25 protein-coding genes are annotated in these 23518 nt (G+C 67.0%); 15 read left to right on the top strand and 10 right to left on the bottom strand.

Annotation, left to right across the window (positions count from 1 at the left end):
* Window positions 1-46: 46 nt before the first annotated feature.
* The 5 genes from E1261_RS07050 (at window position 47) to E1261_RS07070 (ending at window position 4508) form a co-directional block, all read left to right on the top strand.
* Window positions 47-349, top strand: coding sequence for a hypothetical protein (locus tag E1261_RS07050; protein ID WP_132403719.1), 303 nt, complete (start codon window positions 47-49; stop codon window positions 347-349).
* Window positions 346-2532 (top strand): hypothetical protein, encoded by a 2187-nt coding sequence (locus E1261_RS07055; RefSeq protein ID WP_132403722.1) that lies wholly within the window; start codon window positions 346-348, stop codon window positions 2530-2532. The genes E1261_RS07050 and E1261_RS07055 overlap by 4 nt, the downstream gene beginning before the upstream one ends.
* Window positions 2533-2588: 56 nt before the next feature.
* Complete coding sequence (locus E1261_RS07060; protein ID WP_132403725.1) at window positions 2589-3170, top strand: hypothetical protein; 582 nt, start codon at window positions 2589-2591, stop codon at window positions 3168-3170.
* Entirely contained in the window at window positions 3167-3778 is a 612-nt protein-coding gene (locus E1261_RS07065; protein WP_238176056.1) for a hypothetical protein, read from the top strand. Before E1261_RS07060 ends, E1261_RS07065 begins: the two co-directional genes overlap by 4 nt.
* 109 nt (window positions 3779-3887) lie before the next feature.
* Window positions 3888-4508, top strand: coding sequence for an HNH endonuclease family protein (locus E1261_RS07070; protein WP_132403731.1), 621 nt, complete (start codon window positions 3888-3890; stop codon window positions 4506-4508).
* Window positions 4509-4521: 13 nt separating this feature from the next.
* Here E1261_RS07070 and E1261_RS07075 read toward each other — a convergent pair whose 3' ends face one another.
* Window positions 4522-5436, bottom strand: a complete 915-nt coding sequence (locus E1261_RS07075; protein WP_132403795.1) for a DUF389 domain-containing protein — start codon at window positions 5434-5436, stop codon at window positions 4522-4524.
* 118 nt (window positions 5437-5554) lie between these two features.
* On the opposite strand from E1261_RS07075, the gene E1261_RS07080 reads away from it, so the two are divergent.
* Complete coding sequence (locus E1261_RS07080) at window positions 5555-6973, top strand: APC family permease (RefSeq protein ID WP_132403734.1); 1419 nt, start codon at window positions 5555-5557, stop codon at window positions 6971-6973.
* Here the strand turns inward: E1261_RS07080 and E1261_RS07085 are convergent.
* On the bottom strand, window positions 6915-8114 hold the full coding sequence (locus E1261_RS07085) for a Cmx/CmrA family chloramphenicol efflux MFS transporter (RefSeq protein ID WP_132403737.1): 1200 nt from the start codon (window positions 8112-8114) through the stop codon (window positions 6915-6917). The genes E1261_RS07080 and E1261_RS07085 overlap by 59 nt on opposite strands.
* A 114-nt stretch (window positions 8115-8228) precedes the next feature.
* Between E1261_RS07085 and E1261_RS07090 the strand changes: the two genes are divergently transcribed.
* Entirely contained in the window at window positions 8229-8834 is a 606-nt protein-coding gene (locus E1261_RS07090; RefSeq protein WP_132403740.1) for a rhomboid family intramembrane serine protease, read from the top strand.
* A gap of 219 nt (window positions 8835-9053) precedes the next feature.
* On the opposite strand, the gene E1261_RS07095 is transcribed toward E1261_RS07090, so the two are convergent.
* Window positions 9054-9974, bottom strand: coding sequence for a threonine/serine dehydratase (locus tag E1261_RS07095; protein WP_132403743.1), 921 nt, complete (start codon window positions 9972-9974; stop codon window positions 9054-9056).
* 25 nt (window positions 9975-9999) lie between these two features.
* On the opposite strand from E1261_RS07095, the gene E1261_RS07100 reads away from it, so the two are divergent.
* Window positions 10000-11898, top strand: coding sequence for a propionyl-CoA synthetase (locus tag E1261_RS07100; protein ID WP_132403746.1), 1899 nt, complete (start codon window positions 10000-10002; stop codon window positions 11896-11898).
* Between the two features lie 72 nt (window positions 11899-11970).
* Here the strand turns inward: E1261_RS07100 and E1261_RS07105 are convergent, their stop codons facing one another.
* Window positions 11971-12750: an alpha/beta fold hydrolase gene (locus tag E1261_RS07105; protein ID WP_132403749.1), complete on the bottom strand. Its 780-nt coding sequence runs from the start codon at window positions 12748-12750 to the stop codon at window positions 11971-11973.
* A gap of 36 nt (window positions 12751-12786) precedes the next feature.
* Here E1261_RS07105 and E1261_RS07110 point away from each other — a divergent pair, with 36 nt between their 5' ends.
* Complete coding sequence (locus E1261_RS07110) at window positions 12787-13437, top strand: SDR family oxidoreductase (protein ID WP_132403752.1); 651 nt, start codon at window positions 12787-12789, stop codon at window positions 13435-13437.
* A gap of 30 nt (window positions 13438-13467) precedes the next feature.
* Complete coding sequence (locus tag E1261_RS07115; RefSeq protein ID WP_132403755.1) at window positions 13468-13893, top strand: OsmC family protein; 426 nt, start codon at window positions 13468-13470, stop codon at window positions 13891-13893.
* Here E1261_RS07115 and E1261_RS07120 read toward each other — a convergent pair.
* From E1261_RS07120 to E1261_RS07130, 3 genes are all read right to left on the bottom strand, one after another.
* Window positions 13874-14659: an SDR family oxidoreductase gene (locus tag E1261_RS07120; RefSeq protein ID WP_132403758.1), complete on the bottom strand. Its 786-nt coding sequence runs from the start codon at window positions 14657-14659 to the stop codon at window positions 13874-13876. The genes E1261_RS07115 and E1261_RS07120 overlap by 20 nt on opposite strands.
* A complete protein-coding gene (locus E1261_RS07125; RefSeq protein ID WP_132403762.1) occupies window positions 14656-15495 on the bottom strand; it encodes a C40 family peptidase in 840 nt (279 codons plus the stop codon). The genes E1261_RS07120 and E1261_RS07125 overlap by 4 nt, the downstream gene beginning before the upstream one ends.
* Before the next feature lie 61 nt (window positions 15496-15556).
* Window positions 15557-16435 (bottom strand): LppU/SCO3897 family protein, encoded by an 879-nt coding sequence (locus E1261_RS07130; protein ID WP_132403765.1) that lies wholly within the window; start codon window positions 16433-16435, stop codon window positions 15557-15559.
* Window positions 16436-16550: 115 nt separating this feature from the next.
* On the opposite strand from E1261_RS07130, the gene E1261_RS07135 reads away from it, so the two are divergent.
* The 3 genes from E1261_RS07135 to E1261_RS07145 all read left to right on the top strand — a co-directional run bounded on the left by E1261_RS07135 (window position 16551) and on the right by E1261_RS07145 (window position 18400).
* Window positions 16551-17501, top strand: a complete 951-nt coding sequence (locus E1261_RS07135; RefSeq protein ID WP_132403768.1) for a helix-turn-helix transcriptional regulator — start codon at window positions 16551-16553, stop codon at window positions 17499-17501.
* Window positions 17494-17784: a DUF1905 domain-containing protein gene (locus tag E1261_RS07140; protein WP_132403771.1), complete on the top strand. Its 291-nt coding sequence runs from the start codon at window positions 17494-17496 to the stop codon at window positions 17782-17784. The genes E1261_RS07135 and E1261_RS07140 overlap by 8 nt, the downstream gene beginning before the upstream one ends.
* Before the next feature lie 61 nt (window positions 17785-17845).
* A complete protein-coding gene (locus E1261_RS07145; protein ID WP_132403774.1) occupies window positions 17846-18400 on the top strand; it encodes a cysteine hydrolase family protein in 555 nt (184 codons plus the stop codon).
* Here E1261_RS07145 and E1261_RS07150 read toward each other — a convergent pair.
* A complete protein-coding gene (locus E1261_RS07150) occupies window positions 18390-19049 on the bottom strand; it encodes an HAD family hydrolase (protein WP_132403777.1) in 660 nt (219 codons plus the stop codon). The two genes, E1261_RS07145 and E1261_RS07150, sit on opposite strands and share 11 nt — an antisense overlap.
* Before the next feature lie 37 nt (window positions 19050-19086).
* Window positions 19087-19941, bottom strand: a complete 855-nt coding sequence (locus E1261_RS07155) for an aldo/keto reductase (RefSeq protein WP_238176057.1) — start codon at window positions 19939-19941, stop codon at window positions 19087-19089.
* A gap of 230 nt (window positions 19942-20171) precedes the next feature.
* On the opposite strand from E1261_RS07155, the gene E1261_RS07160 reads away from it, so the two are divergent.
* Window positions 20172-21323 (top strand): lipid II:glycine glycyltransferase FemX, encoded by a 1152-nt coding sequence (locus E1261_RS07160; protein ID WP_238176058.1) that lies wholly within the window; start codon window positions 20172-20174, stop codon window positions 21321-21323.
* Here the strand turns inward: E1261_RS07160 and E1261_RS45145 are convergent.
* The gene (locus E1261_RS45145) at window positions 21274-21906 is read right to left on the bottom strand and encodes a phosphotransferase-like protein (protein WP_165952404.1); all 633 of its coding nucleotides are present in this window, start codon (window positions 21904-21906) and stop codon (window positions 21274-21276) included. The two genes, E1261_RS07160 and E1261_RS45145, sit on opposite strands and share 50 nt — an antisense overlap.
* A 144-nt stretch (window positions 21907-22050) precedes the next feature.
* Between E1261_RS45145 and E1261_RS45865 the strand changes: the two genes are divergently transcribed.
* Window positions 22051-23518, top strand: a 1468-nt coding sequence (locus E1261_RS45865) for an HNH endonuclease signature motif containing protein (RefSeq protein ID WP_202874396.1), incomplete at its 3' end; no start/stop codon positions are given.

Genomic DNA, 23518 nt, shown 5'->3' on the forward strand with positions numbered 1-23518 from the left:
GCTGCGGGCTACCATCTCTCCCGGTAGGCGGATTCTGGGGGAGACGATGACTGGGGAAGTTCCGAACCCGTACAAGCATGCGGTGGGCAGGGCTCTGCCGACCTTGCGCTCACAGGCACACGCTGCGGCAATCGCGCTCGAAGCGGCTAAGAAGGCCTTCGCGGCGGGAGCGTGGACCGGAGGAGCGTCGGGTGCGTTCAGCGCCGATCTCCAGGGCCGGGACAGAGCCGTGAAGGCAGCCGCGACAGCATGCGTCACCGAGCTCGAGACCATCTACCGAGGCGAGCCGGAGCAGGTCGCGCCGACCGCCTGGCAGGTCCGTTGGCGCAACCAGGGGCGCGTCGAGTGACGATCGCAAGTATCGACCTGGTCATCCTGAACGACCTGATCCGGCGGATGACAGACGCTGCAGGTGCGTTGATGAGTTCAGCCGGCCAGATCAAGCGCACCAGCACCGGCGTTCTCGGCGGGGCGTCGCAGACGGCCACCATCAACCAAGCGGCCGGGTGGGTGAACGACCAACTCCCAGGCCTCCGCCGCAGGCTGGCGCTGGCTCAGCAGATCGAGAACCAAGCCATCACCTTCGGCCAGCGAGCCGCAGGCCAGCGAGGCATCGTCAAGATCGACGAGTCGCTCCTGTCAACTCTCCCGCCGGACCAGGCCCGTGCCCTGGGCGCCGACGCCGCCAAGCAGGTCAACGGAGCGCACAGCACGCTCAGTCCCGAATTGATCGCCGTACTGGCCAAGAACCAGAACGACCCGTACTTCGCGCTGGGTTTCGCCGGCAACGCGGACCTCAAGCAGGTCTCCTGGGCTCTCCGCCTAGCCTCTCGCGAACGCGAGCGAATCATTGCCGAGTCAGGACCGAAGTCCGCAGAGCTCGAGCAGTGGAAGGTCCAGTACACCTCGCTGGTAACGGGCCTGGGCACGACCCTCGGCACCGCAACCCGCGACCTCGAGGGTGTCGGCCTGCCACCCGGCTTCGCCGAGAAGTACGCGGACGCGATCACCGAGGGCAAGACCCGAAGTTCTACCCCTTCCGACGTCGCCTACGGCCAAGGCCAGTCCCTTTCGATGCTCCTGCCCTACGGCCGCTTCTCCACGAAGTTCCTGGACACCGTCAGCACCAAGGTCTACGACTACGAGTACGCCCACAAGGAAGACCCGGTCTGGGAACCACGCAGCTACTGGGAGCCCTACCACTCCTTCGCCGGCGCCTACCAGCCCGACGGCAAAGCCATGCCGGACCCGATGGCAAACATCCTGGAAGCCCTCTCCCACAACCCCCAGTCCGCCCAAAACTTCTTCGACGTCGCCAACTCCCATGCCGCTCCCACCACCGTCGAGATCAACGGCCAGCAAGTCGTCGTCAACAATCGCCTGAAGTACCTCCTCCAGGACCGCACCTGGCACTACGACAACGGCGACGGCCTGGGCAACGCCCTCCAAACAGCCACCACCACCTGGCGAGACCGCACCGACAACGGCCGAACCTCCGCCACCATCGCAAGCCAAACCTTCGCCCTGATGGGCCAGCAGGTCGGCCAGGGCAAAGACGGCGGCTGGTTCATGGGCCTGAACGAGAAGCAGGGCTGGGAACCTGGCATGTCCATGCGAGACAGCCTTGCCCACATGTTCGCCAGTTATGCTCCCGATCTCATTCGTGTCGCTGGTGTACCGACTCTGGAGAGCGACGACCTCACCAAGGGCTGGATACAGAAAAGCGACAAGTACGCCCCGGATGAGGGACAGTTCTTCCCAAGTGACGGCCCACTCGGTGCGACCATGGATGCGAATTCACTAAAGAACTTGCTGAAACTCATCGGTGCGGACGAAGGCAACGTAATGATCGTATCCGTCGGAGTGTTGGCGGCTGGTCAGTTGCTCTTCGGTCAAGGTCTCGCAGCCGGCCTCGCCAAGGACCCGGGCAATGCAGTCAAGTTGCTGACGGGACATGAGAACTCACCGGCGGCTGATGCCGTCGCAGGCCAGCTCGCAAACACTCTGAGCGAGGTGATGAATGATGCATATCTCGGAGACAGCGCGGATCAAGCCTTCCAGAAGCGCAAGGCGGAGGCTGTCTCGCGTGCGCTCGGCCTCGCACTCAAACTGCCGATCATTCCCGCACCCAAGGGACCCTGGACGGGCCTGTTACTCGACAACGCCAAGTCGGCAGTGCTCGACGCAATCGCCAAGGGTCCCAAACAGGATGCCGACGAGGTCTGGAACGCGGCAGCCGCCTCAGGTCAAACGCGTCTGAGGGACTTGGCGATGACCAGTCTCTTGGATGCCGGCTATTTCGCGCGAGAGGTCTACGCCGGTGCGAACACGCCGCAGGCACCAGACAAGTTCGTCCCGCCGCCGAATGCTGCGTTCAAGCTGGGGCCGGATGGGCATCCGGTCGAGCCGCTCGCGTTCGACTTCACAAGCCGCGCCTATACGAACTGGGCCGTGCGTGCACAGCAAGCCCCGATGAAGTGGATCAATTTATCGGTGATCCTTCCGTACCGCCTGAAATTCCCGGCTCTCTGAAGGTGTAGGCATTCATGACACTTGGGACACGTCACGTCTGGATCCGAAGTTTTGTTGTGACAACGGTGCTGCTGGTCACCGCGGGCTGTACCGATTCGTCCAAGGGCGAGGACCAGCGGCCGTTGCCGACGACTGCGGCGTCAGGGGAGCTCGCGTGCGGATTCGTGTCACAGGAGAGTGTTGCGGTTGCGCTGGGCACCACCGATTTCACGGCGACGGGGTCGAAGGTCGACGCTGGGACCAATCCGGATGGGTCGAGTCTGGCGCAGGCAATCTGCGACTTTTACGCAGATACTGTGAAAGGAGACAGGGCGCTCATCGTCGCGGTTCAGCCGCTTGGGCTTGCCGCGAAAGCAGACGCCATCGTTCCTCGCGTTCTTGCTGCAGGCGGCGCTCAGTTTGTCTTTCCAGCGTCCGATGGGGAGGGCTTCGCCACCTCCGACCAGGTTGTCTACAGCGGGGCCGGCGTCTCGCATCTGATTCGTGGTGACTGGCACTACACGGTGGCCATCCAGAAGGCAGTCGAGGGCAGGAACGCGGTCGATGACGCGGTTGCGTTGACTCGGCAGGTAGTGGCGACGTTGAACCTGCCGAAGGTGGGGACTAAGCCACGACCGACGGTGACGCCCGCCAAGTGAGGATGGTTCGCGGTTTCGCGGCTGCATCGGTGGCGCTGATCGGTGTGGCGGCATGTTCGGCGATGGCGGAGGATCGGCGGCCGTTGCCGTTGCCGACGACCTCCGTGTCCGGCGATCTCGCCTGCAGGTTTGTCTCCAAGGAGAGCCTGTCGATCGCTCTGGGGACAGCCGAGTACGACGCACAGGGAGACAGACGGGACGCCCACAGGAAGAATCCTGACGGGTCGACCCTGGCGGCGGCGACCTGTGAGGTGTCCACTGCATCGACGAAGGGCAAGCGCGCCATCTCTATATCTGTCCAGCCGCTTGGCCTCATCGGAGAGGATGACGCGCAAGTGGCGGAGGTTCTGGCGTCTGGACGTGCGGACTATGTCTTTCCGGCTGCTGAAGGGATGGGTTTTGCAGCGTCCGACGCGACCCTTCATCTCGGCGCGGGGACCTGTGACCTGATTGTTGGAGACTGGCACTACGGCGTGACCATTCACGACGCGGTGGAAGGCCGGAAGGCGGTCGATGACGCGGTTGCGCTGACTCGGCAGGTGGTGGCGACGTTGAATCTGCCGAAGGTGGGGACTAAGCCTCGGCCTACGGCGTCGCCTGCTAAGTGACTGGGGTTCACGCGGGTTTCATCACCAGGTGGTTTCCGGGATGAGCGGGTCGGGGAAGGCTTGAGGGCAGCAACGTCAGGGGGGATCCGCCCTTCGGAAGGCCTGACTGATGCGACGTTTCACCGCCCTACTGATCTCCGTCCTAGCGGTCTGGGTGCTCACCTCGAGCCCAGCCTTCGCCTATCCGCCGACCCCGCCGAGTGCCAGTACGGCGACCACCCAGCTGAACGGCCTGACGGTGAAGGCCGAGGGGTCGAGTACCGGGTACTCGCGGGACAAGTTCCCGCACTGGCACACCGTGTCGGGTACCTGCGACACCCGCGACGAAGTCCTCAAACGCGACGGCACCAACGTCACCGTGGACAGCCAGTGCGAACCGACCGGTGGTCGTTGGTACAGCGTGTACGACGCCGTCTGGGTCACCGACGACTCGACCATCGACATCGACCACATCGTCGCGCTCTCCGAGGCCTGGAAGTCCGGAGCGAGCGGGTGGACGACCGCGAAGCGCGAGCAGTTCGCCAACGACCTGACCATCGCGCAATTGATCGCGGTCACGGCGTCGAGCAACCGCTCCAAGGGTGACAAGGACCCGGCCGCCTGGAAGCCGCCGAACGCCTCGGTGCATTGCGTCTACGCCCGCGAGTGGATCTGGGTGAAGCACACCTACGGCTTGTCGCTGCAGGCCGCCGAGAAGACCGCGCTGCAGGGCATGCTCGCCACCTGCTGACTACTGGGTCTGACTACTGGGCACGCCAGATCGTGCGCTGGACGAGCAAGGTGAGTACCCCGGCCGCCGTCATACCGGCCAGGTTGATGCCGAGCTGCGCGGCCGCGCCGCCGATGTGATGGGGTGCCCACAACGCGACGGACAGCGCCAGGTCACCGGCAGCCGGCACGGTCGTCACGGAGATGAAGACGCCGACCAAGGCGTTCGACCGGCCGGCTGTCTGTGACAGCACCCCGGCACAGCCGGCGAGTACGGCGACCACGGCCGACCACTTGTCCGGTCGCCAGATGAATCCGGTCAGCGGCCGGGCCGCGGTGATCGACTCGGTGTCGACCCACCCCACCGCGCGGGCCAACAGGGCAGCGATCGCGGTGAGCACGATCGCGATCGCAAAGCCCTGGACGAGCAGTACGGCGGCCCTCCAGGTCAGACCGCGGCTGCGCAGGGCCAGGCCGACCGCGAGTGCCGCCACGACTCCGAACTCGGGGCCGACGACCATCGCCCCGACCACCAGGATCGACGAGTCGGTCACGACGGCCACCGCGGCGATCATCGTGGCCAGCGTGAGGAAGGTGTAGTAGCTCCACGAGCCACTGGCCTCGCTGTACGCCTTGTCGACGACCGCGTCCCAGATCACGGCGTCATCAGGTGCACCGGGTGCCGCCTTCTCGGTCGCGCGGGCGTTGCGCGACGGCGCCGACTCGACAACGGCGACCGCGACCGAGCCTTCGTCGTACAGTCCCTGATCTTTCAGGAAGTCGAGGATGTCCGAGGTCGCCTCGCGGGTGACATCGCACTCGATGACGTCACCGGCCGGTCGCTGAGCGGCGCCGGGCAGGCAGACCACGCTCGTGACCCGTGGATCGTCGACGAGCGTGTCCCGGACGCGGGTGCTGCGGTCCGGTGGGACGATGAGACGAAGGTGCATCACGGGCCATATGTTCGCAGGCGAAGCCGGTCACCTTCCGGCCACACCCCGCAGCGTGAGCCGTGGCGATTGCACCCTTGGATATGGTCCACTGACGCACCGAATCCAGGGAGGCACAATGAGCGACACCTCAGGCGCGGTCGCAGCGCCTGCGACGGGTGACCGGCCCGAACTGAAACGGGTCATGGGGCCCGGGCTGTTGCTGCTGTTCGTGGTCGGCGACATCCTCGGCACCGGCGTCTACGCGCTGACCGGGAAGGTGGCCGGTCAAGTCGGCGGCGCGGTCTGGCTGCCCTTCCTGTGCGCGTTCGTGGTGGCGCTGCTGACCGCGACCGCCTACCTCGAGCTCGTCACCAAGTACCCGAAGGCGGGTGGCGCCGCGGTCTACACGCACAAGGCGTTCGGGATCCACATCCTGACCTTCCTGCTCACCTTCGCGGTGATGTGCTCCGGTCTGACCTCGGCCTCCAGTGCATCGAAGGCGTTCGCGGCGAACTTCTTCACCGCGGTCGGGCTCGACAAGGAACGCGGCTCGGTGCTGATGATCACCTCGCTCGCGTTCATGACGCTGATCGCGCTGGTGAACCTGCGTGGCGTCGGCGAGAGTGTGAAGGCGAACGTCGTCCTGACCGTGATCGAGCTGAGCGGTCTGCTGATCGTGATCGGCGTCGGCGCCTGGGCCCTGATCGGCGGTGAGGGCGACACCTCGCGGCTGACCGAGTTCAACGTGCCGGCGGGGGAGTCACCGTTCAGTGCGGTGACCGCGGCGACCGCGCTGGCCTTCTTCGCGATGGTCGGTTTCGAGGACTCGGTCAACATGGCCGAGGAGACCAAGGACCCGGTCCGGATCTTCCCGAAGATCATGCTGATCGGCCTGAGCGTCACCGGTGTCATCTACGTGGCCGTCGCGATCTCCGCGATCGCGCTGGTGCCGCCGGCCGAGCTGACGAAGGGCGATGCTCCGCTGCTCAAGGTGATCGAGGCCGGCGCTCCGGGCTTCCCGCTCGAGATCTTCGCCTGGATCACCATGTTCGCGGTCGCCAACTCGGCGCTGATCAACATGCTGATGGCCAGCCGCCTGCTGTACGGCATGTCGCACGAGAAGGTGCTGCCGGGTCCGCTCGGCCGCATCCTGCCCAAGCGCCGGACGCCGTACATCGCGATCATTTTCACCACCGCACTCGCTTTCGTCCTGATCGGGTACGCCGACCTGACGGCGCTCGGCGGTACGACGGCGTTCCTGCTGCTGTGCGTGTTCGCGATCGTGAATGTCGCCGTACTGGTGCTGCGCCGGGACCGGGTCGAGCACAAGCACTTCCACGCACCGACCGTGCTGCCGGTGCTCGGAGCCGTCCTGTGCGTCTACCTGGCCAGCCCGCTGTCCGGGCGGGCGACGAAGGACTACAAGATCGCGGGCTGGCTGATGCTGCTCGGCCTCGGTCTGTGGGTGCTGACCTGGCTGCTGAACAAGTACGTGTTCAAGCGGAAGGCCGACTTCGATCCGTCGCACCTCGACCCGAGTGGTCCGGTGAACTGACCGGCAGATAGGCGGCCACCACGACCGTCGCGAGGGCCGTGAGCCCGGTGGCGACCGCGATCCAGCCGAGGAAGCGATACCCGGCCCCTGCGTTGATCGCGATCCCACCGAGCCACGGCCCGAGCGTGATGCCGATGTTGAACGAGGAGAAGTTCGTCGCGGTCGCCAGCGTGGGTGCGTTGCCGGCCAGGCTGAAGACGCGGGCGTTGAGCGCCGGGTTCACGGCGAATCCGAAGCCACCGAGCAGGAAGATCGTCGCGACCGCCACGATCGGGCTGCCGGCGGTGAGCGCGAGGACGGCTGACAGGATGACCAGCCCACTGATTCCGGTGAAGAGCGTGTGGAACGGCATCGCGTCCGCGGTCCGGCCGCCGAGCGCGATCCCGATGAACGAACCGAGCCCGTAGAGCGCGAGCACTCCCGGTACGGCGCCTGGTGGCAGGCCGGTGGTCTGGATGAGCAGCGGTGCCAGGTAGCTGAACACGACGAGGATCGACGCCGTGACCAGTGCCGTCGTGGCGAACGCAAGCCACAACCGCGGGCTCCGGAGGGCTCTGAGCTCCTCCCGCAACCGGGGCGCGGCTGCGGGATCTGGCCGGCCCGCTGGGATGGTTCGTACGACGCCGACCATTGCGAGCAGGCACAGTCCGGCGACCGTCCAGAAGGCTGCGCGCCAACCTAGGTGCTGGCCGAGGACGGTGCCGATCGGGAGACCGACGATGGTGGCGATGGTCAGACCGCCGGTGACGATGCTCATCGCGCGCGCCCGGCGGTTGGTGGGCACGAGCGCCACGACTGTGACGGCAGCGACTGACCAGAACCCGGCGTACACGAAGGCGCCGATGATGCGGGTAGCGAGCAGGACGGCGTAGTTCGGAGTCAGGGCGCCCGCGACGTGGGTCAGTGCGAAGATGCCGAGGAACAGCAACAGCGCCGTACGGCGGGACCACTTGAGCGTGAGCACGGCAAGGATCGGGGCACCGAGCAGCATGCCGAGCGCGAACGCCGAGATCAGCAGGCCGGCGGCCGGAATGGATACTCCGAGGTCCGTGGACAGCTCGGGCAGCAGTCCGGCCAGCATCAGCTCGGACGTTCCCTGCGCGAAGATGCTCAACCCGAGCACGTAGACAGCGACCGGCATCGCGTTTCCCCCAGCCCCACTCGACAGCCACCTTGAGTATCCCAGAGATCACGCTGCGCTGTCGCCGCGCCCGCCGCGTCCTGAGACTTGGTGCAGTACGGCATCGTTGGTGGCATGAGCTTTCAGACACCCGCGAAGCGCACCGGGCGGGCGGTGGACACATCCCGGATCGGGAGTGGGCTGAAGCTGCTGGCCGCGCTGATCGGGCTGATGTGGCTCAGCGAGATCATCGACACGGCCTTGAGCGGCCGGCTCGATCAGTACGGGATCATCGCCCGCGACCCGGAGGGGCTCGTCGGCATCGTCACGTCGCCGTTCCTGCACCTCGGGTTCGGGCACCTGATCTCGAACACGCTGCCCCTCGTCACCCTCGGCGCGCTGATCGCCCTCAGCGGCGCCGCCCGACTGGCCGCGGTCACAGCGGTCGTCGCGGTGATCGGCGGCTTCGGCACCTGGCTGATCTCCCCACCGAACACGATCACCATCGGCGCCAGCGGCGTCGTCTTCGGCTACGCCGCCTACCTGGTCGCCCGCGGCATCTTCAACCGCCGCCTCACCCAGGTCCTCGTCGGCATCGTGGTGATCGTCGTCTGGGGCAGCGCTCTGCTCGGCGGCCTCCTGCCCCAGGACGGCATCTCCTGGCAAGGCCACCTCTTCGGCGCCATCGCCGGCATCCTCGCCGCCTGGCTCCTAGCCGACGACAAACCCAAAGTCAGATAGCCCCACCGCCGTCCCTCGGCGCCCCCTACCCGAGATCGCCGGCGCGGGAGTCACCTTGAGCATCCACCAACCATCCGACACCCGGCGCAACGGTTGAACCGTGCTCAAGGTCGCCCGGCCGCTCGCCTTGGGCACGCGTCAACCACCTTCCGGCCGCGTACATGGTTGAACCGTGCTCAACGTCGTACTGGCTCGGCACGCCGGCTCGGGAGGTTCGTGTTAGGGGAGGGTTGCGGGGTCGGTGTTGGCTCCGCAGACGAGGACGACTACGCGTTCGCCGTCGGCTGGTTGGTAGACGGCTGAGTCGAGGGCGGCGAAGGCGGTGGCGGCGCCGTGTTCTACGGCGAGGTGGTAGTCGTGCCAGAGCTTGCTGCGCGCCGCGATGATCGCTTCCTCCTCGACCAGCAGCGAGCCGATGCCTTCCTTCTGTGCGACCGCGAACGCGATATCCCCGAGCCGCCGCGCACCGAGCGAATCAGCCGCGACTCCACCCACCGGTCCGTCGACCGGCTGACCGGCCTCCAGCGCGCGATGCAGGGCAGGCGCCAGAACCGGTTCGACTCCGATCACCTTGGCCCGGTCGCCGATCGCCGTCGCGATCCCGGCGACGAGACCACCACCGCCGACCGCGACCAGGACGGTGTCGAAGGCCTCAACCTGCTCCAGCAGCTCGAGCCCGACCGTGCCCTGACCGGCGACGATCTCCGGCTGGTCGAAAGCATGCACCAGCAGCGCGTCGGTCTCGTCGCGCGAAATCACGGCCGCCGCGTAAGCCTCGGCGTACTCATTCCCGACCTGCACCACATCCGCACCGAGCGTGCGCAGCTTGGCGACCTTGGGCGCGGGTGCGTTGACGGGGACGAAGATCCGCGCCGGTACGCCGAGTTCGCGCGCCGCGTACGCCGAGGCCAGCCCCGCGTTCCCGCCTGAGGCCGCGACCACACCCTGCCCGGTGAGTTCGCCGTTCTCCTTCGCGAGCAGAAGGCGGTTGAACGCACCCCGCGGCTTGAACGAACCGGTGTGCTGCAGCAGTTCGAGCTTGAACACGATCCCGGGTGACACCTCGATCACCGGAGTCCGCCGTACCCGTCCGGTGATCCGCTCTGCCGCTGCCCGCACGTCCTGGACATTTACCGTCATGCGTCAACCCTGCCACGATGCTGGCATGGGTGCGTATGAGGAGAGTTACCGGCGGAGCCTGGACGATCCGGAAGCGTTCTGGTTGGAGGCTGCCCAGGCCATCACCTGGACGACCCCACCGACCCGCGCGCTGGATGACTCGGCTGCACCGCTGTACCGATGGTTTCCTGACGCGGCCCTCAATACGTCGTACAACTGTCTGGACCGGCACGTCGAAGCCGGGCACGGCGACCGCGTTGCGCTGATCCACGACTCACCGGTGACCGACAGCTCAAGATCCTTCACGTACGCCGAACTGCGCGACGAGGTGGCCCGATTCGCCGGAGCGCTCGCGGGGCTCGGCGTCGGCCACGGAGACCGGGTGATCATCTACATGCCGATGGTCCCGGAGGCGGTCATCGCGATGCTCGCGTGCGCCCGGCTGGGCGCGATCCATTCGGTCGTGTTCGGCGGCTTCGCCCCGAAGGAGCTCGCGGCTCGGATCGATGACGCGACGCCGCGGGTGATCGTGTCCGCCTCCTGCGGGATCGAGCCGACGCGTGTGGTCGAGTACAAGCCGATCATCGATGAGGCCCTGACACTGAGCATGCATCAACCCGAGCACACGATCGTGCTGCAGCGGTCCGCCGCACAGGCAGCTCTCGGCGAGCGCGATCTCGACTGGGCCACGCTCGAAGCCGCACCTGCCGACCCGGTCCCGGTCGCGGCGACCGACCCGCTCTACATCCTCTACACGTCCGGAACGACCGGGAAGCCGAAGGGCGTCGTCCGCGACAACGGCGGCCACGCGGTCGCTTTGGCCTGGTCGATGCGAGCGATCTACGACATCGGCCCAGGTGACGTGTGGTGGACAGCTTCCGATGTCGGCTGGGTGGTTGGCCACTCCTACATCGTCTACGCACCGCTGCTGGTAGGCGCGACGACTGTGCTCTACGAAGGCAAGCCCGTCGGTACGCCGGATGCGGGCGCGTTCTGGCGGGTGATCGCGGAGCACGGAGCCAGCGCTCTCTTCACCGCACCGACCGCGATCCGCGCGATCAAGAAGGTCGACCCCGAAGCCAAGCTGGCTGCCGGCTACGACCTGAGCCGCCTGCGCACACTGTTCCTGGCCGGGGAACGCCTCGACCCCGAGACCTACCGCTGGGCGCACGAGCACCTCGGCGTCCCGGTCGTCGACCACTGGTGGCAGACCGAAACCGGTTGGCCGATCGCCGCGAATCCCCGCGGCCTCGAACCGCTCGCCACCAAACCTGGCTCAGCCACCGTCCCGGTCCCCGGATGGGATGTGCAGATCCTGGACGGTGCCGGCGATCAGCAGCCGGCGGGGGAGGAGGGTTCGATCGCGATCAAGCTGCCCCTGCCGCCCGGCGCCCTGCCGACCCTGTGGGGCGACGATCAGCGTTATGTCGACAATTACCTGACCCGGTACGACGGCTACTACCTCACCGGCGATTCCGGCTACCTCGACGAGGACGGCTACGTCTTCGTGATGGGCCGCACCGACGACGTCATCAACGTCGCCGGCCACCGCCTCTCCACCGGAGCCATGGAAGCCGTCTTGGCCGCCCACCCAGCGGTCGCCGAATGTGCAGTCATCGGAGTCCGCGACGCCCTGAAAGGCCAGCTCCCGCGCGGCCTCGTCGTCCTCAAAGCCGGCGCCGACATCGACCCCGGCAGATTGCAGGCCGAGCTCGTCGCCGCAGTCCGCCGTGAGATCGGCCCGGTCGCCGCCTTCCGCGACGTCTCCGTCGTCGACGGTCTCCCCAAGACCCGCTCCGGCAAGATCCTCCGCAAAACCATGCGCGGTATCGCCGACGGCCGCGACGAACCGATCCCCTCCACCATCGAGGACCCCACCGTCCTCGAAACCCTCCGCCCCATCCTGCGCCACAGCCCGAACAACAATCCGAACGACAGGATGTAGGCGTCTACGTAGATGCTGTCCCACGCCTGAGCCGGCGCGCAGTCGCTCCGATTCGGCGGAGACCTCCTGTCCTTACGGTTGTCCCTCAGCCAGGAAGGACAGCGCCAGCGGGCCGGCGACGGGGTGGTACTCGTGGAAGTAGGCGTGGCGGGCGCCGCGGATGATCTCGGTGCGGGAGTTGGGGATCCGGTCGGCGAGGACCTGGGCGTTGGCGACCGGGCTGAAAACGTCCTCGGAGCCGTGCAGAATCAGGGTCGGCGCGGTGATGTCCGGCAGGCGGTCCCAGGACTCGTGCTTGTTGCTCGCGACCAGGTGCCGGGCCTTCGCGTACGGCGGCATGTCGCGATCGCCGAGCACCGGATACGGACCGGGGTTCGTGGCCCGCCACTGAGGTGTGTACATGAGGTCGACGAGCACCCGCCCACCGCGCACCGGATCGGCGAGCGCCCGGCGGAGTTCCTGACTGCGCTCAAACCCGTGCGCCGGACCAGGCGACGTACAGCCGAGAATCAGCCGGTCGAGCCGGTCCGCGTGGTTGATCGCGATCCACTGCGCGACCCGCCCGCCCATCGACGTCCCGTAGACATGCGCGCTCGGCAGACCGAGTGCGTCGAGGACCGCGATCACGTCTTCGGCGAAGCCCGGGGTGCTGTAGACCTCGTCCGGCTTGTCGCTGATCCCGGTACCGCGCCAGTCCAGTGTGATCGTCCGGTACGCCGCCTCGTAGTCGGCGCGGACCGGGTCCCACCAGGTGTGATTGTTGGACTGACCGGCCAGCAGGACCAGTGGTTGCCCCGCGCCACTGACCTGGTAACCGATCCGGACACCATCAAGTGCTGTTGCATACGGCACCCGCCCAGTCTGCCCGACGCGAGCTAGGCTCTGAACATGCGAGTCGTGATTGCGGGTGGACACGGGCAGATCGCTCTCCGGCTGACCAAGCTGCTGAGTGGTGACGGGCACGAGGTGGTCGGGCTGGTTCGCAACCCCGATCACGAGGCGGATATCGCCGCGGCCGGCGGACGGGCCGCCGTACTGGATCTGGAGCGGGCCGGGACCGATGCAGTCGCCGACGTACTGGCGAAGGCCGATGTGGCGATCTTCGCCGCCGGCGCCGGGCCGGGCAGCGGGAACGACCGCAAGGACACCGTGGATCGTGGAGCTGCCGCATTGTTCGCGGAGGCGTCCGAGCAGGCCGGGGTACGGCGGCACATCCAGGTCGGCTCGATGGGTGCGGACCGGGCCGACACGCTGACCGGCGACGAGACGTTCACGGTCTACCTGCGCGCGAAGAAGGCGGCCGAGGACGATCTGCGCGGCCGCGATCTGGACTGGACCATCCTGCGGCCGGGGCACCTGACCAACGACGCCGGGACCGGGCGGATCCTGATCGCCGACCGGACCGGCGACGGCAGCATCAGCCGGGACGACGTGGCGCTGACACTGGCCGGACTGTGTACGACGCCGGCCTCGATCGGCCGGATCCTGGAACTCGTGGCCGGGGAGACTCCGGTCGCCGAGGCACTCGCGAACCTCTGACGTTGCCGCGGGCAACAGATTGTGATGGCTATGGGCGACTCTCTGCGTCAGGTCGGCTTCGAGCGCCTGGCGAACAGCAGCTACCGGGTGACCAACGACCGCGGTGGCAGCATCACCGTCGGTTCGGGCGGCGAGGACACCGACTTCACGCCGGTCGAGCTGCTGCTGGCCGCGATCGGGACGTGTTCGGCGATCGACGTCGACGTCGTGGTCAGCCGGCGGGCGGAGCCGACCGAGTTCAGCGCGGTGGTCCGTGGTGACAAGATCCGCGACGCCGAGCAGGGCAACCGGATGGAGAACCTGGCGGTCGAGTTCACGATCCGGTTCCCCGAGGGCGAGGACGGCGACAAGGCCCGCGAGGCGCTGCCGCGCGCGGTGAAGATGTCACACGACCGGCTCTGCACGGTCAGCCGCACCGTCGAGCTCGGTACGCCGGTCACGTCCGAAGCGGTCTGAGGAATTCACTCACCGGACGCAGCCTGGTCTTGAGGACCTGCTGCGTCCGCGTGCTGTCCAGCCGGATGTGCGAGATCGCACCCGGCAACGCCGGCAGGGCCTCCGGATCGAGACCGTCCCGGACAGCGATCAGCCGTCCGAGCTCCAGCCGGCTGACGGCCTCTGGACCGCCTAGGTGTACGACGCCGGTGCGGTCGGACGGCGTGAGCTCGAGCAATGCGGTCGCGAGGTCGGTGACGTGCACTGGGCAGCGGATGTTCTCGGCGAACAACGCGCCTGACGCGCCACCAACGAGCGCGTGCGCCAGCCGTTCCGACTCCGACATGCCCTCGGATCCGACGATCAACGACGTACGGGCAATCACGGCGTTCGGGTGGATCGCCCGGATCGCGGTCTCGGCAGCCGCCTTCGCAGCGCCGTACGGCGTAGTTGGGCACGGCGCGGCGTCTTCGTCGTACGGGTCGGGTCCACTGCCGAAGACGGCGTCGGTCGAGACGAAGACGAGCCTGATGTCGCGAGCGGCGAGCGCGAGGTTGGCGGGGCCGTTCGCGGTGGTGACCCAGTCGCTCTGCTTGAAGGCTGCGTGGATGATCGCGTCCGGCCGGACTCGCTGGATGACCGCATCGACCTCGGCCTGATCGCGTACGTCGAGGCGCACGCCGCCGTCGACCGGTGTCGAGTGATAGGTGGGGACCACGTCGTGCTCGGCCAGGCGCACCACTTCACGTCCGAGCAGCCCGGCCGCGCCGGTGACCAGTAGCCTCATCCGATCAGCCTATGGCGCGACAACCGCCAGCCGGCGGTCCGCGTAGCGCGGCGTACCTCGGCGACTGAGCGGACCTTCCGTGGCGACCACCACGTCTGCGCGGGCTTGTGCAGCATCCACCCGTCGCCGATGGTGATCGCGGCATGCTGCACGCGCGCCTCGTTGCGCCAGACGAAGACAGTGCCTGGTACGTCGTCTCGGCCGCCAGGCGCGGTGTGCTCGGCGAGCCACTCCTCGAAGGGCTCGCACATCATCCAGACCGTGTCCGCGCCCTCGACTCCGGCGGCGGCCATGACGGTACCGAAGCAGTTCGGTCCGCTGCCGTCGGCGAACGTGCCGGCCAGCTCGCGTGCGCGGGGGAGCGCGGCGGGCCAATTCGTCACCTCGGCATGCCTGCTCGGGCTAAGCAGGTCTTCGCTGATGAACGTCTGCAGGATCTTTTCCGCATGCTCGGCGAGCAGGGATTTCCACCAGACGAAGCGGTGTCCGTCGGCCTGCGCCTTGAGCTCAGGACCGAGCAGTCCCTGCCACTTGCGAACCGTCGGGACCGAACTACGGCCGTGCCGCACCTGGGCGCGGACGAGCTGAGCACGGATCGGCTTGTCGAGCACGGCGAACTGCTGCTCGGTCAGCCACGCGATCACGCTCGCGGTCGAGTCGACGGCGTACGTCCGGAAAGTGTCGCGCTCCTCGCCGCGGGGCTCGCGGCCATCGTTCTCGAACCCCCAGGCCTGCGCCTGTTGCGGGGTGAGGAAGAACGGCTGCGTGTCAGGGGCGAGCCAGCCGACCCACTTGTCGAGCAGGGCCGGCGGGACGTCGATACCGAGAGCTCTCACGCGGTCACCCTGACACAGAAGGTGCCTGAGGGCCCGGCCTTTTCCGGCCGGGCCCGTCAGGTCACTTCGAGCCGAGACAGAGCGTGTAGCGGGTGTAGCGCTCCTTCTTCGTGTACGACGCTTCGAAGCCGGGGAACTGCTCACACCGGCTGTCGTCGGTGGTGTTGTCGAGCTTGCCGACGACGCGGTACTGCGCCTCCGAGCTGCTGCAGTCGACGACCTTCACGTCCGGGTTGGAGTCGGTGCCCTTGTTGACGACACAGGACCCGACGGTCGCCTCGCTGGTCGACGTGGTTGTCAGGTTGCCGATCACGATCGCCGCGATGATCGCGATCGGGACGAGCAGCATGAGAGCCTGCGGCCGCTTGAACAGCGGCTTGCCCACGTTCATCGGCTGACGCTGACCGGGCTGCGGCTCGGGGAGCTGCTTGAACTTCTGCGCCGGGCCGATGTTGGACAGCATGACGAACGGCGTCACGATCGCCGAGCCGATACCCCACCAGCCCTGGACCATGGTCTTCGCGGTCATGTCGCGGACGGTCGCCGTACCGCAGGTCTTGCAGAACGGGCCGGTCAGCTTCAGCCAGCGCATCACGATCAGCATCCCCTGGTGGCCGCGCACGGTCGCGTCGACCGCCGGGAAGCCACCGCAGAACCGGCAGGTGCCCGGCTGGTACTGCGCCTGCTGGGGGAACTGCTCCGGCTGCGGGAACTGGCCGCCCGGCTGCGCGTACTGCTGCTGGTACGGGCCCGGCTGCTGCTGTCCGTACGGCGCCTGTGGCTGTCCGTACTGGGGCTGGTCGTACTGGGGCTGCTGCGGCTGAGGGGCCTGCGGCTGTCCGGGCTGGGTGTACTGGGGGAACTGCTCGGCCTGGGGACCGTAGTTGGCGGGCTGGCCGCCGTACGGGTTCTGCGGCGGTTGGGGAGGGGATGTGGTCACGAAAAACTTCCTGGGACTAGAAGCCTGAAAAAGACGAACTCCCGAACCTTACTCACCTCCGGAGTCCAACTACCTTCTCGGTTAGGCTTTTGCACCGGACGAGCGAAGGGACGCGATGGCACACGACGTGAGCCCGACCGCGCGGACGCTGACGGTGCTCGAACTGATCCAGAACCGCCCGGGCATCACCGCCGAGCAGCTGGGCGACAAGCTCGGCGTCTCCGAACGCGCCGCCCGCCGGTACGTCGCGATCCTGCGCGAGGCCGAGATCCCGATCGAGTCCGTCCGCGGCCCGTACGGCGGTTATCGCGTCGGCCGCGGCCTGCGGCTGCCGCCCCTGATGTTTAGCACCACTGAAGCGCTCGGCCTGGTGATGGCCGTGCTCGAGGGACCGCGCGGTGCCGATGATCCGGTGGAGAGCGCACTCGGCAAGATCATCCGCGTCCTCCCGGAATCGATCGCCCGCACGACCGATGCGGTCCGCAAGGTGAGCACTCGCGCCGCCGATCCAGGGATCCGCGCCCCGGAGCCGGCGATCACCGCAGCACTCGTCTCAGCCAGCACCGAGCGACGCCGCATCGTGATCGACTACAGCCTCCGCCCCGACAAGGTCACCCCGATGGACGTCGACCCGTGGGCGGTCGTCGTACGGCGTGGTCGTTGGTATCTGCTGTGCTGGTCACATGCGAAGGAAGCGCAGCGTGTGCTCCGGGTAGACAAGGTGCGAGGTGTCGAGGAGACCGGCGGCGAGTTCTGCACGCCTGACGACCTGGACCCGCTGGCGGTCGTCGAAGAGCATCTCGCGATGGGCTGGAAGTACCCGATCGACATCGTCATCGACGCGCCGATCGATCAGGTCCGGCACCGGATCGCCCCGAGCATGGGCCGGCTGGAGGCGATCTCGGACACTCAGACCCGGCTGCTGGCGAGCACCAGCGAGCCGCTCTGGTACATCGGCAAGCTCGCGGAGCTGGACGCGCCGTTCCGGATCCTCGGTTCGCCGGAAATACAGGAAGCGTCCCGGGATCTCGGGCGACGATTGCTGGAGGCAAGTAACAGTGCGTGAGCTGGAGTTCAGCGGAGAGATCTGGTTCTGGCGCGGGCCGGCGCCGTGGTACTTCATCACGGTCCCCGAAGAGGAATGCGCCTACCTGGAAGCCGAGTCCGGCTTCGTCAGCTACGGCTGGGGGATGATCCCGGTCACCGCCGAGATCGGCGCCAGCACCTGGGAAACCTCTCTGTTCCCGAAGGACGGCAACTACATCGTCCCCATCAAGGCCGCGGTCCGCCGAGCCGAGTCCCTCGACGACGGCGACGCCCCCACCGTCCGCCTCCGCATCCGCACCTGACAAAAACTGTCGGAGGCGCCAGCTACTGTCACGGACACGCTCAAGTCCGAGGAGAGATGACATGACTACGCTGACTGATCGGCCGAATACGGCGTTGCTGGTGATCGACGTGCAGACCGGTGTTGTCTCCGGCGCGCATGAGCGTGATCAGGTGGTTGCGAACATCAACACCGCGATCGACGCGGCCCGCACGCAGGGTGTGCCGGTGATCTGGATCCAGCACTCGAGCGAGAATCTGGTGAAGGACAGCGAGGCGTGGCAGTTCGTTCCTGAGCTCAAACCTGACGCCTCGGAGGCGCTCGTTCCGAAGACCTTCCCGGACTCGTTCGAGGACACCGAGCTCGAGTCCGTACTGGCGGCCGGCGGTATCGGCCGGGTGTTCATCACCGGCGCGCAGACCGACGAGTGCATCCGCTCAACCCTGCACGGCGCGATCACGCGTGGCTACGACGTCACGCTCGTCTCCGACGCCCACACCACCGAGGACCTCTCCGAGTACGGCGCTCCGACCCCGGACAAGGTGATCGCCCACACCAACCTCTACTGGCAGTACCACCGAGCACCGGGTCGCGCTGCGGGCGTCCAATCAGCTGCCGAGTTGTCGTTCACCAGTTGAGTTCGTCGAGGCTGGCGATCCGCCGTACGCCGATGTCGGCGTGCTGACCGGACCTCGCCAGCAGGACGGCCCCCATGCCGACAGCGAGCGCTCCGTGGATGTCGTTCGTGAGTGAGTCGCCGACCATCAGTGCCTGATCGGGCTCGACCCCGATCAGCGTCAACGCCTGCCGGAACGCCCGCGGGTCGGGCTTCCCGGCAGGCAGGTCCTCGGACGAGATGAATCGGTCGATCTCCGCGGTGAGCCTGAAGCGGTCGAGCTTCTGCTGCTGGTGGGCCGAGTTCCCGTTGGTGAAGACCACCACGTGCAGGCCGGCGGCGCGAGCCCGTCGTACTGCGGGGACGGCATCGTCGTACAGCCGCCAGCCAGCCTCATACCGCCACAGATAGCCGTCGAAGATCGCATCAATCTCAGTGTCGTCGCCGTGCAGACCGAGGAACTCGCGCACCCGAGCACGCCGCTGCTCGTCGAACGTCAGTTCCCGGCGCTGATAACGGCGATAGTGCCGGTCGGAAACCACTGCCCAGCGCTCGGCGACATCAGGCCCCTTGATCCCGTACTGCGCGGCCCAGTCGACCACCGCCAGGGCCGCCGCGTGCTCTTGTTCGACCAGGGTGCCGTCGAGATCGAACAACACTGCCTTGAGCACGCGGCGCCTCCAGATCAGTCAGCCGGATCAGATCGGTTCAGCTAGACGGTACGGCGTCCAGCGCGGCGATGTCGGTGGGGGAGAGGTGGATGAATTCGGCGGTCAGGTTCTCCGCCAGGTGCTGCACGCTGCTCGTGCCGGGAATCGCGAGCATGTGCTCACCGCGGCTCAGCGTCCACGCGAGCCGGATCTGGGCCGGTGTCGCGTCATGTGCCACAGCGATCTGCTGCACCACGTCGGGGGTGTTGACTCCGCCGGTCTCACGAGACGCCCCGGCCAATGCGAAGTACGGGACGTAGGCGACACCCTGCTCGCCACAAAGCCGGACGAGTTCGTCATTGACCCGCCCGAACCCCACGCCGTACCGGTTCTGAACGGCGACGACCGGCGCGATCTCCTGCGCCTGGGCGAGATGGTGCACCTTGATGTTCGACAACCCGAGTCCGCGGATGAGGCCCTTGTCCCGCAACTCCGCCAGTACGCCGAAGTGCTCGGCCACCGACTCCAGCCCTTGCTGGCGCAGGTAGACGACATCGAGCGTGTCCCGGCCGAGATCGCGCAGTTCGCGCTCCACCAGCCCCGGCAATTCGTCCGGGCGCGCCAGCGGACGGTCCAGCGCCCCGACCTTGGTCGCGATCACCACGTCACCGTCGTACGACGTCAACGCCTCCCGGACGGCCTCGTTGGCCCACCGCAAACACTCCATCTCCCGCACATTGTCGGACGGCGAAATCGTCGGATAGAACGCGGCCGTGTCCAGGTGATTCACGCCCAGCTCGACCGCTCGCCGTACCAGCGAGACAGCCTTCGCCCGGACCTCGCTGCCGGAGCCGGGCCCCGCCAGCCGCTTCGTACCGAACCCGACCCGCCGCACACCCTGCCAAAACTCCACGGACTTGCACCTCGCAATTTCAGCTGATATGTTTATTGATAGGAATGCATTTCCATTCCATTTGGGCATTCGCTCAGAATAAAACAGAAATTGATTCCAGTCCACCCTTTCCGGGTGGATTTTTTGTTGCCCCGACGCCTGGCCCCGTCCGGCGGATCTCCAGCCCACGTGTGACTTTTCGGCGCTCCGCACCGTCTCTACTGGTAGAGGCGATCGCTGGGGAGGCACTTGTGAGGACCGAAGTCCGGACACGTTCGGAAGTACTGGAGATCGGAGTAATCGCTCCGGAGGAATACCACCCGCTGGCCGACATCCACGGCGGCCGGAGCTTTCTCCAAGTGGCATCCTGGGCCGACGTGAAAACGGAGTGGAGCTCTGAATTACTGGCCTGGCGCGACAGCGACGGTTCAGCCGTCGGCACCACGCTCGTGCTGTACCGCCGGCTCCCGGGCGTCTCCCGCTGGTACGCCTACCTCCCAGAAGGCCCCGACATCGACTGGGCCGATCCCCGACTCGAACGCTGGCTGGATCCGCTCCTCGAGCACCTGGACCGGCGCCAGGTCTTCGCAGTCCGATTAGGGCCGCCCGCCGTACTGAAACGCTGGCAGGCTTCAACCCTCAAGAACTCAGTACGACGGGGACGCCGCGTCGACGACGTACTTCCGGATGTCGTCGAGCCGGTCGGATCCTCGGTCGCCGAGCGCTTGCGCGACCTAGGCTGGAGTCGCGGTGGCGAGGAGGGAACGGGCGGCGACGCTCAGCCGCGGTACCTGTTCCAGGTCCCGATCAGCGGCCGGACACCTGCGGAGCTGTGGGCCGGCCTGAGCAAGGAGTGGAAGCGCAACATCCAGAAGGCCGAGAAGTCCGGGATCGAGATCCGGCAAGGCACAGAGAGCGATCTCCCCGCGTTCTTCGAATTGCTCCAGACCACCGAGCATCGCAACGGCTTCCGCCTCGGGCGCAGCCTGGCCTACTACCAGCGGCAGTACCGCGTGATGAACGCCGAGCGACCCGGGCGAATGCGTCTCTACCTCTCCACCTGGCACGGCGAAGTGCTGGCCGCACACACGATGAACGTCGTCGGCCGGCGAGTCTGGTACCAGTCCGGCGCCTCCGCCAACCACCATCGCGACGTACGCCCGAGCCACATCCTGCAATGGCGGATGATGACCGACGCCCAGCAACTAGGCGCCGATCGCTACGACATGCGCGGTGTCTCCGACTCACTCGACCCCGAAGACCGAGCCTTCGGCCTACTCCGCTGGAAACTCGGCACCGGCGGCGAACTAGTCCAAACAGTCGGCGAATGGGAACGCGCCCTCCCCGGCCCCATCAACCAACTGCTCCTCCGCGCAATGACCCGCTACCGCACCCGCGGCTGAAGAACCCACCCGCCTCGGCAGTTTTGACGACGGCCGCGGCGCGTCCCTCCGGCGTGAGGACGGACGAGTCCAGCCGGAGGTCGAAGTGACCGTCCAGACCTATCCCGTGATGCCCGCGCGCATTGCCGAGATGCCGCCCATGGTTGCGCTCCAACTCGCGCGCCTCGATCACCTCAAGCGGCGCCTCGACCGCAACCCAGTAGACCGCTCTCCCTTCCAGCGCGTGCCGCCAGGCCGGCACGATCGATTCGTCCACCGGCATGTCGTCAAGGATGACGTGGTTCCCTGCATCCAGCAGCGCCAGTACGGCGGCGCGCATCCCGGCGAACATTCGCCGGCCCGCATCGCCGTAGTGGGTCACGATCCGCGGCTTCCCATCCGGATCGCTCAGCGTCTCCTGCCAGAACCCAGGTCCCGGCCCCCGTCGATGGCCGCCCCAGTCCGCCGGGAACATGTCGTAGAAGTGATCCAGGCCGACCAGCAGATAGGGCTCGGGCAGCACGAGCTGCAACTGCTTCGCGGTGCTCGACTTCCCAGCACTCGACGTACCGATGAGGGCAATCAACCTGCCGTCGTCCTTCACCCTGCCATCATCCACCAGATTCCGGGGGTAGTGACGTGTGGGCAAGTTGAGTGTGCAACCAGCCCACAAGCAGCCCACACTTTCCTTGTATATAAAGGGTTCTGAGCTCGAAAAATGTCGGTGGAGGTGGCTAGGCTTTGGGGTATGGAGATCTTGGCGATGCCCCCGGTGTACACCCAGAGCGTCAGCGAACTGCTGACGCGCCTGGACACCATTCAGGCTGCCAAGGCCCTGCTGAAGACCGACGAGCTGCAGACCATGGGCCGACTGGAAGAGATGGGCGCCGCCCAGGAGCTGGGCGCCCGAGACACCATCGAACTGGTCTCGGAACGCTACCGGCTCGACCGTCGCGAAGTCCGCAAAGACCTCGCGTTCACGGCCAATCTGCGCAAGTACCCGGTGGTGGCGGCCGCGATGCCTGATCCTGCCGATCCGACACGGGCTGAGGTCGTGCGCCCTGACCTGGCCAAGATCATCGTGGGCACCTTGGAGAAGGCACCCTCGACGGTGCCGGTTGAGACGTTGGCCGTGGCCGAAGAGCAGATGGTCAAGATGGCCCGGGTCTCCAATCCCCGTGAACTCGCCAAGTTCGGGCAAGACGTACTGGCCAGGCTGGACACCGACGGCCCTGAACCGGCCGAGGACGAAGCCGTCGCGAAGGAGTTCTTGCGGTTGCGGCAGACCGCGGGTGGGGTGAAGTTCACCGGGTTCTTCGCCGGTGCCAGCGGCGAACAGCTCAAGACCCAGATCCACCAAGGATCGAAACCGCACAAGACGATCGACGGCGAACGCGACCCGCGGACCCAGGACCAGCGGCAGGCCGATGCGCTGAAGGCGACGATGGACGCCGCCGCCGGCAACCCCGACCACCCCGGCATCCCGCACATCACCGTCACCATTGACTTCAACGACCTCAAAGCCGCCCTGGCCGCGGCCCCAGCCGCCCTCGGCGGCGGAACCGGAGCCGGTACGACGAGCGGCGCGGTGGGTGAACTGGTCTTCGGTGACAACCTGTCCGCCGGCGCCGTCCGGCTCCTCGCCTGCGACGCCGCCGTCCTGCCCATCGTCTTGGGCGGCGATTCGCAGCCCTTGGATGTCGGCACCGAACAGCGGTTCGTGAACCGCTATATCCGCCGCGCCCTCAACAAACGCGACAAAGGCTGCGTGGTGTGCCAGGCACCACCGTGGATGTGCCACGCCCACCATCTCGTGCATTGGGCCAACGGCGGCCCCACCAGCCTGCAGAACCTCGCGCTACTGTGCGCTGCCCACCACCGCGCGGTCCACAACGGCCAATGGGCAATCTCGATCACCGCAGCAGGTGTCCAGGTCACCCGCCCGTCCTGGGCCGACCCGCCACCGGTGCCCGACCGTGCCGCACTCGCCGCCCTGATCGGCTGGATCACCCCTGCCCCCAGCAGCAGCGCCAGTGCGAGCGGCGCCAGTGCGAGCACGACCGGTGCCGGCGCCAGCGCTAGCGCCGGTGTCGACCGCGGTGACTCCAGTGCGGGCCGCGACGATGCGGACAATGCCGCCGCTAACTGCTGGGGCGAAAACACGGCCGGTATCAGCAACAACACCGGTACAAGCACCCCCAGAGCCAGCACCAACC

This window comes from Kribbella albertanoniae, assembly GCF_004348455.1.
GTDB lineage: Bacteria > Actinomycetota > Actinomycetes > Propionibacteriales > Kribbellaceae > Kribbella > Kribbella albertanoniae.

Bases quoted from the DNA above. Each gene is read 5' to 3' on its own strand.
- E1261_RS07095 (WP_132403743.1), bottom strand. From the start codon at position 9,974: ATGACGGTAAATGTCCAGGACGTGCGGGCAGCGGCAGAGCGGATCACC.
- E1261_RS07145 (WP_132403774.1), top strand. From the start codon at position 17,846: ATGACTACGCTGACTGATCGGCCGAATACGGCGTTGCTGGTGATCGAC.
- E1261_RS07090 (WP_132403740.1), top strand. From the start codon at position 8,229: ATGAGCTTTCAGACACCCGCGAAGCGCACCGGGCGGGCGGTGGACACA.
- E1261_RS07050 (WP_132403719.1), top strand. From the start codon at position 47: ATGACTGGGGAAGTTCCGAACCCGTACAAGCATGCGGTGGGCAGGGCT.
- E1261_RS07115 (WP_132403755.1), top strand. From the start codon at position 13,468: ATGGGCGACTCTCTGCGTCAGGTCGGCTTCGAGCGCCTGGCGAACAGC.
- E1261_RS07110 (WP_132403752.1), top strand. From the start codon at position 12,787: ATGCGAGTCGTGATTGCGGGTGGACACGGGCAGATCGCTCTCCGGCTG.
- E1261_RS07070 (WP_132403731.1), top strand. From the start codon at position 3,888: ATGCGACGTTTCACCGCCCTACTGATCTCCGTCCTAGCGGTCTGGGTG.
- E1261_RS07075 (WP_132403795.1), bottom strand. From the start codon at position 5,436: ATGCACCTTCGTCTCATCGTCCCACCGGACCGCAGCACCCGCGTCCGG.
- E1261_RS07080 (WP_132403734.1), top strand. From the start codon at position 5,555: ATGAGCGACACCTCAGGCGCGGTCGCAGCGCCTGCGACGGGTGACCGG.
- E1261_RS07135 (WP_132403768.1), top strand. From the start codon at position 16,551: ATGGCACACGACGTGAGCCCGACCGCGCGGACGCTGACGGTGCTCGAA.
- E1261_RS07100 (WP_132403746.1), top strand. From the start codon at position 10,000: ATGGGTGCGTATGAGGAGAGTTACCGGCGGAGCCTGGACGATCCGGAA.
- E1261_RS07085 (WP_132403737.1), bottom strand. From the start codon at position 8,114: ATGCCGGTCGCTGTCTACGTGCTCGGGTTGAGCATCTTCGCGCAGGGA.
- E1261_RS07120 (WP_132403758.1), bottom strand. From the start codon at position 14,659: ATGAGGCTACTGGTCACCGGCGCGGCCGGGCTGCTCGGACGTGAAGTG.